The 13868-nt window shown below is 59.5% G+C and carries 10 protein-coding genes; 9 read left to right on the forward strand and 1 reads right to left on the reverse strand.

Features of this window, described 5'->3' with window-relative positions; genetic code table 11:
* Positions 1–25: 25 nt before the first annotated feature.
* The 7 genes from algG to AABM55_RS24085 all read left to right on the forward strand — a co-directional run bounded on the left by algG (position 26) and on the right by AABM55_RS24085 (position 9515).
* On the forward strand, positions 26–1618 hold the full coding sequence (gene algG, locus AABM55_RS24055) for a mannuronan 5-epimerase AlgG (RefSeq protein WP_347927949.1): 1593 nt from the start codon (positions 26–28) through the stop codon (positions 1616–1618).
* An 11-nt stretch (positions 1619–1629) separates the two neighbouring features.
* Entirely contained in the window at positions 1630–3078 is a 1449-nt protein-coding gene (locus AABM55_RS24060; protein WP_347927950.1) for an alginate O-acetyltransferase, read from the forward strand.
* An 8-nt stretch (positions 3079–3086) separates the two neighbouring features.
* A complete protein-coding gene (locus AABM55_RS24065) occupies positions 3087–4211 on the forward strand; it encodes a mannuronate-specific alginate lyase (protein WP_347927951.1) in 1125 nt (374 codons plus the stop codon).
* Positions 4212–4420: 209 nt separating this feature from the next.
* Positions 4421–5899 (forward strand): MBOAT family protein, encoded by a 1479-nt coding sequence (locus AABM55_RS24070; RefSeq protein ID WP_347927952.1) that lies wholly within the window; start codon positions 4421–4423, stop codon positions 5897–5899.
* Between the two features lie 11 nt (positions 5900–5910).
* Positions 5911–7086 (forward strand): alginate O-acetyltransferase, encoded by a 1176-nt coding sequence (locus AABM55_RS24075; RefSeq protein WP_347927953.1) that lies wholly within the window; start codon positions 5911–5913, stop codon positions 7084–7086.
* Between the two features lie 14 nt (positions 7087–7100).
* Positions 7101–7754, forward strand: coding sequence for an alginate O-acetyltransferase AlgF (locus tag AABM55_RS24080; RefSeq protein WP_103315726.1), 654 nt, complete (start codon positions 7101–7103; stop codon positions 7752–7754).
* Positions 7755–8063: 309 nt separating this feature from the next.
* Entirely contained in the window at positions 8064–9515 is a 1452-nt protein-coding gene (locus AABM55_RS24085; RefSeq protein WP_054593914.1) for a mannose-1-phosphate guanylyltransferase/mannose-6-phosphate isomerase, read from the forward strand.
* 74 nt (positions 9516–9589) lie between these two features.
* On the opposite strand, the gene AABM55_RS24090 is transcribed toward AABM55_RS24085, so the two are convergent.
* Positions 9590–12328, reverse strand: a complete 2739-nt coding sequence (locus AABM55_RS24090) for an RHS repeat-associated core domain-containing protein (RefSeq protein ID WP_347927954.1) — start codon at positions 12326–12328, stop codon at positions 9590–9592.
* A 168-nt stretch (positions 12329–12496) separates the two neighbouring features.
* On the opposite strand from AABM55_RS24090, the gene AABM55_RS24095 reads away from it, so the two are divergent.
* Together AABM55_RS24095 and AABM55_RS24100 are read left to right on the forward strand one after the other, a co-directional pair.
* A complete protein-coding gene (locus tag AABM55_RS24095; protein WP_103315727.1) occupies positions 12497–12961 on the forward strand; it encodes a multidrug transporter in 465 nt (154 codons plus the stop codon).
* 39 nt (positions 12962–13000) lie between these two features.
* Entirely contained in the window at positions 13001–13825 is an 825-nt protein-coding gene (locus AABM55_RS24100; RefSeq protein ID WP_054593925.1) for an SDR family oxidoreductase, read from the forward strand.
* The last annotated feature ends 43 nt before the right edge of the window (positions 13826–13868 follow it).

The raw sequence follows: 13868 nt of genomic DNA on the forward strand, positions 1-13868 counted from the left end.
GCGAGCCGCCAAGGGAGTGCCCCAGATGAACAACCCTGCGCTCAAAGGCTCGCTCAGCCTGCTGGTCGGCGCGATGCTGCTGACCAGCTCAGCGGTGTTCGCCAGCGTTGAGCCGGCAGCTCCTGCCCCAAAAGGGCAGCAAGCGATCGTGGCCAAAGGACTGCAACAGGCCAAGACCTATACCGTCAGCAGCGCTCCGACCGCATCACTGGAACTGGCGGCACCAAAACTGCCCGACCTGTCCGGCTACACCGCGCAAGCCGTCGCGGCGAAGATCGTGCGCAGCAAGGCCGGCAAAGTCAGCGTGCGCCGGATGATGCAGGAAGACGCCTTGAAGGACTTCATCGGCGGCGATAACAAGATGGCTGAATGGGTGGTACGTCAACACGGCATTCCTCAGGCGATCTTCATCGACGACGGTTACGTCAACCTCAAGGACCTGACTCAGAAGCTGCCCAAGCAATACTTCAGCGAGACCTCGCCCGGCGTGTTCCTCGCCAGGTTGCCGATCGTGGTCGGGCAAAAAGGCATCCTCGAAATCGACCAACAGACCCAGGAGTTGCGTCTGTCCGAAGAGGCCGGTTCGTTCATAGTCAACGACGGCCAGCTGTTTGTGCGTGACAGCAAAATCACCGGCTGGCGCGAGAAGGACAACGGCCCGGCGAGCTTCCGTTCACCCAAGGACTTCCGTCCGTTCCTGCTGTCCTGGGGCGGCACGCAGACCTACATCGTCAACAGCAAGCTGGCCAGTTTCGGTTACTCCAACAGTAAGTCCTACGGGGTGAGTATTTCCCAGTACACGCCGAACATGGCCAAGGTACTCAAGCGCCCGGAACCGACCGGCTGGATCATCGGCTCAGAGTTCTCGGACATGTGGTACGGCTTCTACTGCTATGAAACCCGCGACTTCGTGGTCAAGGGCAACACCTACCGCGACAACATCGTCTACGGCATCGACCCCCACGACCGTTCACACGGCTTGATCATCGCCGACAACACGGTGCATGGAACGAAGAAGAAGCACGGCATCATCATTTCCCGCGAAGTGAACGACAGCTTCATCTTCAACAACCGCAGTTACGACAACCACCTCTCGGGGCTGGTGATCGACCGTAACAGCGTCAACAACCTGATCGCCTACAACGAGATCTACCGCAACCACACCGACGGCATCACCCTCTACGAGAGCGCCGACAACCTGCTGTGGGGCAACAAGGTGATCAGCAACCAGCGCCACGGCATCCGCATTCGTAACAGCGTGAACATTCGCCTCTACGAAAACGTCGCCATGAACAACGGCCTGACCGGGGTCTACGGGCACATCAAGGACCTCACCGACACCGACCGCGACATCAAGCTCGACCCGTTCGATGCCGAGGTCTCGCTGATCGTCGTCGGCGGCGAACTGGCGGCCAATGGCAGCGGACCGCTGTCCATCGACTCGCCATTGAGCGTCGAGCTGTACCGGGTGTCGATGCTCGCCCCGACCAAATCCAGTGGCATCAGCTTCTCGGGAATCCTTGGCGAACGCCAGGACGAAATCCTCGACCTGCTGGTGCGCCAACAGAAAGCCGTGCTGATCGACCCCGTCGAACGCCAGACCGAAATGCGCGACTGAGGATGACTTTCATGAAACCCCATTTGATCAAACTGTTCAGCCTCGCCGGCCTGACTGCCGCGATGTCTGCCGTAAGCTTTACGGCGAGTGCAGACGACGCCAAGGCACCGAACTTCAGCGCCGAACCCTGCTGCAACCTATGCCCGGAAGCGCACGACGCGAAGAACTACACCACGCGTTATCAGCAAAACTTCACCACCCTGGTGCAAGCGCAAGGCGACTGGTTGTTCCGCACCCAGGAAGACCTGCGCACCGAATTCAACACCACGCCCGAAGGCTATCGCCGGCTCAAGCAACTGCACGACGCCTTCAAGAGCAAAGGTGTTGAACTGGTGGTGGTGTATCAGCCGACCCGTGGTCTGGTGAACCGCAACAAGCTCAACCCGCAAGAAAAAGCCGCGTTCGATTACGACAAGGCGCTGAAAAACTACCAGGGCATGCTCGGGCGTTTTGCCGAGATGGGCTATGTGGTGCCGGACCTGTCGCCACTGACTAACGAATCGCTGCCAGACACCCTGCCCGCCCACGATTTCTACTTCCGTGGCGACCAGCACTGGACGCCTTACGGTGCCCAGCGCACGGCGAAAATCGTCGCCGAGAAGGTCAAGCAGCTCCCGGCCTTCGCCGGCATTCCCAAGCGCGAATTCGAGACCAAGCGGTCCGGGCGCATGGGCAAGACCGGCACCCTGCACAACATGGCCGGGCAGCTCTGCGGTACCAGTTACGCGATCCAGTACATGGACCAGTTCACCACCGAGCCTAAAGGCGAAGCGGCAGACGGCGACCTGTTCGGCGATTCCGGCAACCCGGAAATTACCCTGGTCGGCACCAGCCACAGCGGCAAGAACTACAACTTCGCCGGGTTCCTCGAAGAGGCCATCGGTGCCGACATTCTCAACGTCGCTTTCCCCGGCGGTGGTCTGGAAGGTTCGATGCTGCAGTACCTGGGCAGTGAAGACTTCCAGAAGAAGCCGCCGAAAATCCTCATCTGGGAATTCTCGCCGCTCTATCGCCTCGACCAGCAAACCATCTACCGCCAGATGATGGCGCTGCTCGATAACGGCTGCGAAGGCAAAGAGGCACGGATGTCCGGCAGCGCCACGCTCAAGCCGGGCAAAAACGAGTTGATGGTCAACAGCAAGAACATCGACCTGCGCAACAGCGACCATCAGGTCGACATCCGTTTCGCCGATCCATCGGTGAAAACCCTGCAAGCCACTCTCTGGTACATGAACGGTCGCCACGAAGACATCAAGATCGACAAACCCCACACCGCAGATACCGACGGGCGTTTCGCCTTTGAATTGCGCACCGATGAAGACTGGGCCACGCAGAACCTGTTGGCGGTCGAAATCCAGGGCCCGGAAGCGGGTGCTGCGCCACAAAAAGTCGAAGCGAAAATCTGCAAACGCAACGTGTTCCCAGGCGCCGAGCAACGTACCGCTCAGGTCGGGCAATGAGGTCTGTTATGCGAAATCAGAAACTGAAAACCCTGCTTGCACCTACGCTCTTGAGCCTGGCGATGTTCGCCGGGGCGACCCACGCAGCCGCGCCACTGCGTCCGCCGCAGGGCTATTTTGCGCCTGTGGATAAATTCAAGAACGGCGACAGCAGCGAAGGCTGCGATGCGATGCCGACGCCGTACACCGGCGCCCTGCAATTTCGCAGCAAATACGAAGGCTCCGACAAGGCACGTTCGACCCTCAACGTCGCGTCGGAAAAAGCCTTCCGCGACACCACCGCCGACATCACCACACTCGAACGCGGCACCAGCAAACGGGTGATGCAGTTCATGCGCGACGGTCGTCCGGAACAGCTGGAATGCACGCTCAACTGGCTTACCGCCTGGGCCAAGGCCGATGCGTTGATGTCCAGGGACTTCAACCACACCGGCAAGTCGATGCGCAAATGGGCGCTGGGCAGCATGGCTTCGGCCTACATCCGCCTGAAGTTCTCCGACTCTCATCCGCTGGCAACGCATCAGCAGGAAGCCCAAGTGATCGAGGCGTGGTTCAGCAAGATGGCCGATCAGGTGGTCAGCGACTGGGACAACCTGCCGCTCGAACAAACCAACAACCACTCGTACTGGGCCGCCTGGTCGGTGATGGCAACGTCGGTCGCGACCAACCGCCACGACCTGTTCGACTGGGCCGTGAAGGAATACAAGGTCGGCGCCAATCAGGTCGACGCCCAGGGTTTCCTGCCCAACGAACTCAAGCGTCAGCAACGGGCCCTGGCCTATCACAACTACGCCCTGCCACCGCTGGCGATGATCGCCAGTTTCGCTCAGGCCAACGGTGTGGACTTGCGCCAGGAAAACAACGGCGCACTGAAACGCCTCGGTGACCGGGTGCTCGCCGGGGTGAAAGACCCGCAAACGTTCGAGCAGAAGAACGGCAAGGAACAGGACATGACCGACCTCAAAGTCGACTCGAAATTCGCCTGGCTCGAACCCTTCTGCACGCTCTACACCTGCCCGACCGATGTGCTGGAACGCAAGCATGCGATGCAGCCGTTCAAGAGCTTTCGACTGGGTGGGGATTTGACCAAGGTCTACGACCCAAGCCATGAAAAGGGCAACAAAGGTTCATAAGCCGAGACGCAAAACCCGTAGGAGCAAGGCTTGCCCGCGATGAACGATGACGCGGTCCATCTGCTACACCGCGTTGCGGCCATCGCGGGCAAGCCTTGCTCCTACGGGGGGCGTGACGGGATCGAATGCAATACAACCTTCCGGTTTTTCACGGGGGGTTTGGGGGGGCCGTTGGCCCTTGACTGTTGGTTACACAAGGAGAGATCAGGATGGTGTTTTCATCCAATGTGTTCCTGTTTTTGTTCTTGCCGATCTTTCTCGGCTTGTACTACTTGAGCGGGCAACGCTATCGCAACCTGCTGCTACTGATCGCCAGCTATGTGTTTTATGCCTGGTGGCGCGTGGACTTCCTGGCACTGTTCGCCGGCGTCACGCTGTGGAACTACTGGATCGGCCTGAAAGTCGGGGCGGCCGGCGTACGGAGCAAACCGGCGCAGCGCTGGCTGTTGCTCGGCGTGGCGGTGGACCTGTGCATCCTCGGCTATTTCAAGTACGCCAACTTCGGGGTCGACAGCATCAACGCGATCATGAGCTCCATGGGCCTGTCGCCGTTCATCCTGACCCACGTGCTGTTGCCGATCGGAATCTCGTTCTACATCTTCGAGTCCATCAGCTACATCATCGACGTCTACCGCGGCGATACCCCGGCGACCCGCAACCTGATCGACTTCGCGGCGTTCGTGGCGATCTTCCCGCACCTGATCGCCGGCCCGGTGTTGCGCTTTCGCGACCTGGCCGATCAGTTCAACAACCGCACTCACACCCTCGACAAATTCTCCGAGGGCGCGACGCGGTTCATGCAGGGTTTCATCAAGAAGGTGTTCATCGCCGACACCCTGGCGGTGGTCGCCGACCATTGCTTCGCCCTGCAAAACCCGACCACGGGCGATGCCTGGCTCGGCGCACTCGCCTACACCGCGCAGCTGTATTTCGACTTCTCCGGCTACAGCGACATGGCCATCGGCCTGGGCCTGATGATGGGTTTTCGCTTCATGGAAAACTTCAAGCAGCCGTACATCAGCCAGTCGATCACCGAGTTCTGGCGCCGCTGGCATATCAGCCTGTCGACCTGGCTGCGCGACTACCTCTACATCACCTTGGGCGGTAACCGCAAAGGCACACTGATCACCTACCGCAACCTGTTCCTGACCATGCTGCTCGGTGGCCTGTGGCACGGCGCGAATATCACCTACATCGTCTGGGGTGCGTGGCACGGCATGTGGCTGGCGATCGAAAAAGCCATCGGCCTGAACACCTCGCCACGCAGTTTCAACCCGATCCGCTGGGCGCTGACCTTCCTGCTGGTGGTGATGGGCTGGGTGATTTTCCGTGCGGAAAACCTGCACGTTGCCGCTCGCATGTACGGTGCAATGTTCAGCTTCAGCGAGTGGTCGCTGTCGGAACTCAACCGCGCCAGCCTCACCGGCCTGCAAGTCGCGACCCTGGCAGTGGCGTACGCCACGCTGGCGTTCTTCGGCCTGCGGGACTTCTACCGCAACCGGCCTGCGGCGCGGCTCGACGCCACGGCGAACAACCCTGTCAACGGTGACGCCCAGGTGTTGGCGGCCAGTTGGGTCGCGGACTGGCCGCGTTATGCCATGCGTGCGCTGGTGCTGCTGCTGTTCATCGCGTCAATCCTGAAACTCTCGGCGCAAAGCTTCTCGCCGTTCCTTTACTTCCAGTTCTGAGGGATCTGACCATGACCCGCTCATTACGCCTGTTCTACATCGCCCTGTTCCTCGTGACTCTAATGGTCCTGGGCCTGTGGTCAGTGCGCAGCTTCTTTGGTTTCAGCACCAACGCCGATGCAACCGTGCTCAACGGCCGCTGGAGCAAAGCCGTGGAGACTCACTACGACGACCATTTCCCGATCAAACGCCTGGGCACCAACCTCTGGGCTCTACTTGATTTCAAACTGTTCAACGAAGGTCGTCCAGGCGTAGTGCTCGGTCGCGATCAGTGGTTGTACAGCGATGAAGAATTCAACCCGGTGGTCAATGAAGAGCTGAACCTGCAAGGCAACTACGCGCTGGTCGAAGGCGTGCGCCAAACCCTGAAAGCCAAAGGCGTGCAACTGGTGATGGCGATTGTCCCGGCCAAGACTCGCCTGTACCCGGAACACCTGGGTGAAGTGAAACCGGCGCGCATCCATGCCGACCTCTACAAGGATTTTCACGCCCGTGTCGCCGCCGACAAAATTCTCGCCCCCGACCTGCTCGGTCCGCTGCAGAAAGCCAAGCAGAATGGCCAGCAAGTGTTCCTGCGCACCGACACGCACTGGACGCCAGAGGGCGCGCAAATCGCCGCCGAACAACTGGCCAAAACCATCGCCGACAAATCCCCGCTCAGCGGCCAGCCGCAGCGCTTTGTCACCGAGCCGGCGGAGCAAGTCAGCCACAAGGGCGACCTGAGACTGTTCCTGCCGCTGGACCCGCTGTTCGAAAACCTGATGCCGGCGCCAGAGCCCCTGCAAAAGCGCAACACCCACGCGGTTGAGAACCAGCCTGCCGGTGACGATGCCTTGTTCGCCAACAACGAAGTGCCGGTGGCGCTGATCGGCACCAGCTACAGCGCCAACCCGAACTGGAACTTCGTCGGCGCGCTCAAGCAAGCGCTGCACAGCGACGTGGTCAATTACGCCGAAGACGGCCATGGCCCGATCCTGCCGATGCTCAGCTACCTGAACAGCGATGCCTTCAAGAACAGCCCGCCACAAGTGCTGATCTGGGAGTTTCCTGAACGTTATCTGCCTGTGAACAACGAAATCGGCGACGCCGACCCGCAGTGGGTCGCAGAGCTCAAACAAGCCGGTGCCCGCCAGCAAAACGTAGCAATTAACCGCAAATCCGAGACGCCCGACCGGGCGCAAAACTGAAAGAGGTAACTCCTATGACTTTCACCAAAACTCCTCGTCGTCTCGCCAAGACCTTCGTCCTCGTAGCTGGTATGGGTCTGCTGTCCCAGGCCTTCGCTGGCGGCGACGCGGCGCTCTACGGCCCAGTCGCACCGAAAGGTTCGACCTTTGTGCGGATCTACAACGCCAGTAACGCCGAAGTCAGCGCCAGCGTCGGCAGCACCGCCATCAGCGATGTCGCGCCACTGGGCAGCAGTGACTTCAGCTTCATGCCCGGTGGCGACTACAGCGCCAAGGTCGGCAATCAGAGCCTGCCCCTGAGACTCGCCGCCGACCACTATTACACCCTGGTCAACAACGCCAGCGGCCAGCCGCAACTGATCGAAGAACCACCGTTCAAGAACAAGCAGAAATCCCTGGTCCGCGTGCAGAACCTCAGTGACAAGGCACTGACCCTCAAGACCGCCGACGGCAAGACCGAAGTGGTCCAGGCCGTCGCGGCCAAGAGCCGTGGCGAGCGTGAAATCAACCCGGTGAAAGTCAGCCTGGCGCTGTTCGAAGGCGACAAGAAAGTCAGCGACGTGAAGCCGGTCGCCCTGGAACGCGGTGAAGCGGCAGTGCTCTACGTCACTGGCAACAGCAGCAGCCTGTCGCCGGTCTGGGTAAAACGCCCGGTCTCGACGCGTTAATGAATTTGCCCGGAATGCCTGCCGATCATCCTAGGTATCGAGTCAAGTGAAGTACTTGTGGCGAGCGGGCTTGCCCGCGCTGGAGCGCGCAGCGGTCCCAAATCTGGCGATCGCGGTGTGCCAGATCGAACGCGCTCAGCGGTTTTACGACTGCTATGCAGCCGAGCGCGGGCAAGCCCGCTCGCCACAGTCTTTGGACCGACCGGCATTGTGGTCACCCCAAAAAGGTGACCGACACGAAATAAGAACAAGAGTGAAACGACAAAACCTCGTCGCTCTAACCCATTACGATTTTGAAGGAGTAACACCATGATTCCAGTGATCTTGTCAGGTGGTAGCGGCTCACGTCTTTGGCCGCTTTCGCGCAAACAGTTCCCCAAGCAATTTCTCGCCCTGACCGGGGAACAAACGCTGTTCCAGCAAACCCTCGAACGCCTGGTGTTCGAAGGCATGGACAGCCCCATCGTGGTCTGCAACAAGGACCACCGCTTCATCGTCAACGAGCAGTTGAGCAACCGCAAACTGGAAGCCCAGCGCATCCTCATGGAACCCTTCGGCCGTAACACCGCACCTGCGGTGGCCATGACCGCGATGATGCTGGTCAATGAAGGTCGTGACGAACTGATGCTGGTGTTGCCGGCCGACCACGTACTGGAAGACCAGAAAGCCCTGCAACGCGCCCTGGCCCTGGCGACTGTAGCCGCCGAGCGCGGTGAAATGGTGCTGTTCGGCGTACCGGCAACCAAACCGGAAACCGGTTACGGCTATATCAAGTCCGCCAACGATGCGTTGCTGCCTGAAGGCGTCAGCCGGGTCTCGCACTTCGTCGAAAAACCCGACGTGAAACGCGCCACCGAGTTCGTCGAAGCCGGCGGTTATTTCTGGAACAGCGGCATGTTCCTGTTCCGCGCAAGCCGCTTCCTCGAAGAGCTGAAAAAACACGACCCGGACATCTACGACACCTGCCTGCTGACCCTGGAACGTAGCGAACAGGACGCCGACACCATCACTTTCGACGAAGCCACCTTCGCCTGCTGCCCGGACAACTCCATCGACTACGCGGTCATGGAAAAAACCCGACGCGCCTGTGTGGTGCCGTTGTCGGCTGGCTGGAGCGATGTCGGTTGCTGGTCGTCGCTGTGGGACGTGCATGAAAAAGACGCCAACGGCAACGTCACTAAAGGCGACGTGGTGATCCAGGACAGCCGCAACTGCATGATCCACGGCAACGGCAAACTGGTGTCGGTGATTGGCCTTGAGAACATCGTGGTGGTCGAAACCAAAGACGCCATGATGATCGCCCACAAGGACAAGGTCCAAGGCGTCAAGCAGATGGTCAACACCCTCAACGAACAGGGTCGCAGCGAAACCCAGAACCACTGCGAGGTCTACCGTCCGTGGGGTTCCTACGATTCGGTGGACATGGGCGGGCGTTTCCAGGTCAAGCACATCTCGGTCAAGCCGGGCGCCTGCCTGTCATTGCAGATGCACCACCACCGCGCCGAACACTGGATCGTGGTCAGCGGCACCGCCGAAGTGACCTGCGACGAAAACGTGTTCCTGCTCTGTGAAAACCAGTCGACCTACATCCCGATCGCCTCGGTCCATCGCCTGCGCAACCCGGGCAAGATCCCGCTGGAAATCATCGAAGTGCAATCGGGCAGCTATCTGGGCGAAGACGATATCGAGCGCTTTGAAGATATCTACGGTCGCTCTACCCCGATTGAAAGAGGAGTGTCGGTGAAAACCATCGCCCAGTGATTGATCGGTAAAACAAGTAGCCTCCGTCCAGCCGACTGCGCGCCCTATCCGCAGTGGGTTGGGTGGGGGCTTTTTTAGCTGGATCTGCTTCGTCTGCGTATTGGCGCTTTAGGGGCATCGGCGGGAGCACTTGACTGTTCATTTGCAGGAAACCCAGTAGCCAGTAAACGCATCGCCAGAGAGCTCGGTGGGCGAGACGAGGACTCCGGAGTGTCAAACAACGACACTTGGGCAGGCACCAATCTATCAGCGATGGGGGCAGGCGGGCCTTCAATTACCGCAACCCGAAGGTGGGTCAGTTGCCGGTACTGCATTTGCGTCTGAGCTTCCGAAACCCTCATCAGTTGCGCATAGGTCACTGCGACACTGCCCACTGCACTCAGGGCAGGGTTTCGAGAATATGAAGCCATTCTGCCGGCTATCTGTATAACGTTAGCCACGCCTTCGCGCCGATCAGCAAGCACTTGCGGCGATTCGACCGGACTATTAAAGGCCACCGACATCGGCCCCATGATGCGACTTGTCATGTCCTCTCCCACTACATGGTTCAACACACCCGACATCACCTCACCCGAGTGATACAGCACAGCACCGGAAGGTGAAGCCGTCTGCGTTCGAGCCGCAGCAATCACGTGTGCCTGGTGGGTGTTGGTGAATACTTTGTTGCCTTCAGCACCCAACTCTTCAAGCGCTATCGGAATTTGACGCCGGTAAGCAAGCGTCGCTGGATCCTGGCTGCCGGCGAAATAATTACGGATCGGCTGCATCCCTGCTGCTTGAAGAGGGTGAACGACCCCCTCTCGAGAAAGGTCGTGATAAACCGCATCCACTGGTACTTGATTAGGCGTAGGTATCAGACCATCCGCATCACGATAAAACAGCGGATTGTTGCGCATGGCCCGGTATCGATTCGGGCCGTCGATGGCGCCCCCGGGGTCAGGGTTGATCCACCGTTGGAGACACGCGGCGTAATACCTTAATCCGTAATAGTGGAGTCCAGTCGCATCTCGCTCCTTGCCCGAATAGCGAAGGGTTTTATGACGGTCTGTGCCCTCGCTCCAGGCGGTCTCGCCATACGAATAAAAAACCTCCTGGCTGATCACGCTGCCGTCGCCAGCGAGCTCAATGGTGCACGAACCCTGATGGTCGGCAAGGCTGTAGCGGTATTGAACGTTGGCAATGCCTCGCGGCGCTGCTGACGGCCAATGCAATACCCGCACGCTAATGAGCCCGGCCTGGAGGGTAATCACATCCAGCACTTCTCCAGTGCCCGAGTCGATACGTAATTCCAGCCCCAATAGATAACGCACCTCGTAAACAACGGTGCGGGCATTGGTTTGCAGTGAGCGAACCTTGCGAACACGCTGCCTGTCTCCGTCGTAGCCATTGACCTCGTAATCGTTCTGTTCGACATCACGCTCCACGGGCGACACGGACAGCAACTGATTACGCCGATCCCACGTCATGACGCCAGCGGGACTCAACTCCAGCAAGTTACCGTTGGCATCAAAAGCGGCTGCGATTTGTTCCTGCGTGGGTGGCTGACCGTCCGGGCGTAAAGGCAGGCAGCGGTTGCTGTACAGCGCGGCCGTCATTTCCAGCCCTAGGCTTCGAGCACCGACATGAGTGCGTTTGAGCAGGTTGCCGCCAGCGTCGTGTCTGTAACGCTGCTGGTAATTGCATGTGGCTGCTGGATCGTTCAACGCCGGTACTTGTGGCCCTTTGTTAAGGGTATTCGCCTCCCAGCCGAATGCCTCAATCAATTGGTATAGGCTGTCATAGCGATACCTCCGGACGGGATCGATGCGCTGATTGGCAAAGTAACGTACGGGCATTGCCGCATCGGTAATGCTCAACACATTGCCCATTCGGTCATAGTCATGGATCAGCCATTGCAACACCTTGCCGTTGCGATCCTTGCGCTCCATCAGCCAACCGTCTTCGGGTCGGTACTTTTGGGTCGTTACCACGCCGTTACCGGCCACCTGTCGCTCGATTTTGCCCTCGGCGGTGTACTCGATCGCGCTGACAACGGTGTGCCAATCGCTTTCACCGTTCAGTTTCCAACGGCTTTCGCGCACGCGGCCGTCAAGGGTGTAACGGTGCTGCTGACGATTACCTTTGGCATCGCGCTGCTCGTGTAAATCGTCAAGGGGGTTGAAACGCCGCAGGGTTTCATAGGACTGCGACTCCAGCAGTGGCTCGCGGTCGTCGGGCAATAGCGGCCAGTCAGGTTGAACGGGATCAACGGTAAATCGTCGGGCCTGGCGGATGCAGTTGCCGCGAATGTCGAACTCAGTGGAGAGAAGCATTCCCGCCGGGTCGTCGTGACGAATCAGCTGACCGCACTGATTGCGTTCGCGACTGGCGTCATCCGGTCTAGCGTATTCGAAGCATTCCACGAAAAGGTCTTGTTCAAGCACAGCCAACGGTCGCAACAGGCGATCGTATCGAGTCTCCTGTCGAGTGCAGCGACTGTCCCAGCTTCGCAACAGCTCATCGGCAAGCCCCAACAACTGCACGCGCATCCCGGCGTCGACACTGAGGGTTTTCAAAGCCTTGGTAGAAAGTGAGTAAACCGTTGTCTGGTTGGCCGGAGTCTTGGGATCATCCTTTTGCAGGTCCCAGAGCCGCGGATCCCACTGTTCGATGGCACGTCCTGCCTTATCGAACACGCTACGACTAATTCGGGCTTGCGCCGCTACGCTTTCTTCAGCGCGATAGTAATCCACCGTGCGCACAGACAAGCCCCGCGGATCACTGACCATGAGTCGGGGTGTCTTGAAATGCATGCCGCTGGTCCAAGCCTGCACAACGCAACCTCCTTCTTGTTTGTCTGCAAGATGTAGCTCACTCCAGACAACAACGGCTACTGTCAGAAATTACAGTGCCGACCAACGGCATCCAATGCGTTGCGCCGATGTCCAGAAGTGCAGGCCTTCGGTAGGATGATAACCATGCACCCTGGGAGGGTTTGAAGCATGTTCATCGGCGTCCTGCTGGTCATCACCTGGTTGATCCTGTTGCTACGCTACCCGGCCAAGGCCTTGCCGGTGTCTCTGGCGGCGGCCATCGGGCTGGGGTTGGTCGCAACCTGGGTCATGTGGCTGGACAACCGCGAGATCAAGCAACTGGCGCGGCTGGAGTTGCGCATCACCTACGCACCGGAACACTGCCCGGCGGATCGTCCGCTGGAACTGAAGCTGAACAACGGCAACGACGTGCCGCTGACCGAGTTGCGCTGGCGGGTCGCCGCCTATGCGCCGGGCGATACGGTCAATCTGGCGGACAATCAATACGCCGCGCCGCGCTACCGTGGCCCCGGCGAATTGCAGGCCGGCGCCACGTGGGAAGACTGCTTGCCGATGCCGCCGCTGCGTCCGGGATATCGCCCACAAACCCTGGAGTTTCGCGCCGAGCATTTGCAAGGTAGTTTCTCTGACTGATCCTTCTCCCCCCTCTTCTCCTTGCACAAGGACCGCGCCATGCCCGTCGCATTAATCACCGGTTGTTCCAGCGGCATTGGCCGCGCCCTGGCTGACGCCTTCAAAAACGCCGGGTTCGAGGTCTTGGCCACCGCGCGCAAGGCTGAAGATGTAGCGATACTCGCCGCAGCCGGGTTCACCGCCGTGCAACTGGACGTCAATGACGGGCCGGCACTCGAACAATTGAGTGAGCGGATCAACCAGCAACACGGCGGCCTTGACGTACTGATCAACAACGCCGGTTACGGCGCCATGGGGCCACTGCTCGACGGCGGTGTCGCGGCGATGCAACGGCAGTTCGAAACCAATGTGTTTGCCGTGGTCGGTGTCACCCGCGCGCTGTTTCCCGTGCTGCGTCGCGCCAAGGGATTAGTGGTGAATATCGGCAGCGTCTCCGGCGTTTTGGTCACACCATTCGCCGGTGCCTATTGCGCCTCGAAAGCCGCGGTGCATGCCTTGAGCGATGCGCTGCGCATGGAACTGGCGCCCTTCGGCATCCGGGTGATGGAAGTCCAGCCCGGCGCCATCGCCTCCAGTTTTGCCAGGAATGCAGGCGTTGAAGCCGAACAACTGATCAGCGAACAATCGCCCTGGTGGCCGCTGCGCGAGGGAATTCGCGCCCGGGCCAAGGCGTCTCAGAACAACCCGACCCCGGCGAGCACATTTGCCAACGATCTGCTCAAGGCTGTGCAGCATAGCAAACCGCCGCACTTGTTGCGTCTGGGTAATGGCAGTCGAGCGTTGCCGCTAATGGCCGCGTTACTGCCCAGAGGTCTGCTCGATATCATCCTGAAGAAGAAGTTTGCGCTCAATAACACGCTCTAACATCCGCCCTCGCGCTGCGGACATCGCTCCGCAGCCAACCGCA

Source organism: Pseudomonas helvetica (genome assembly GCF_039908645.1).
Classification (GTDB): Bacteria; Pseudomonadota; Gammaproteobacteria; order Pseudomonadales; family Pseudomonadaceae; genus Aquipseudomonas; species Aquipseudomonas helvetica.

What these genes read in the sequence shown, in the direction of transcription:
- AABM55_RS24080 (WP_103315726.1), top strand. Translation starts at nt 7,101, where the DNA reads ATGACTTTCACCAAAACTCCTCGTCGTCTCGCCAAGACCTTCGTCCTC.
- algG (WP_347927949.1), top strand. Translation starts at nt 26, where the DNA reads ATGAACAACCCTGCGCTCAAAGGCTCGCTCAGCCTGCTGGTCGGCGCG.
- AABM55_RS24100 (WP_054593925.1), top strand. Translation starts at nt 13,001, where the DNA reads ATGCCCGTCGCATTAATCACCGGTTGTTCCAGCGGCATTGGCCGCGCC.
- AABM55_RS24075 (WP_347927953.1), top strand. Translation starts at nt 5,911, where the DNA reads ATGACCCGCTCATTACGCCTGTTCTACATCGCCCTGTTCCTCGTGACT.
- AABM55_RS24060 (WP_347927950.1), top strand. Translation starts at nt 1,630, where the DNA reads ATGAAACCCCATTTGATCAAACTGTTCAGCCTCGCCGGCCTGACTGCC.
- AABM55_RS24095 (WP_103315727.1), top strand. Translation starts at nt 12,497, where the DNA reads ATGTTCATCGGCGTCCTGCTGGTCATCACCTGGTTGATCCTGTTGCTA.
- AABM55_RS24065 (WP_347927951.1), top strand. Translation starts at nt 3,087, where the DNA reads ATGCGAAATCAGAAACTGAAAACCCTGCTTGCACCTACGCTCTTGAGC.
- AABM55_RS24070 (WP_347927952.1), top strand. Translation starts at nt 4,421, where the DNA reads ATGGTGTTTTCATCCAATGTGTTCCTGTTTTTGTTCTTGCCGATCTTT.
- AABM55_RS24085 (WP_054593914.1), top strand. Translation starts at nt 8,064, where the DNA reads ATGATTCCAGTGATCTTGTCAGGTGGTAGCGGCTCACGTCTTTGGCCG.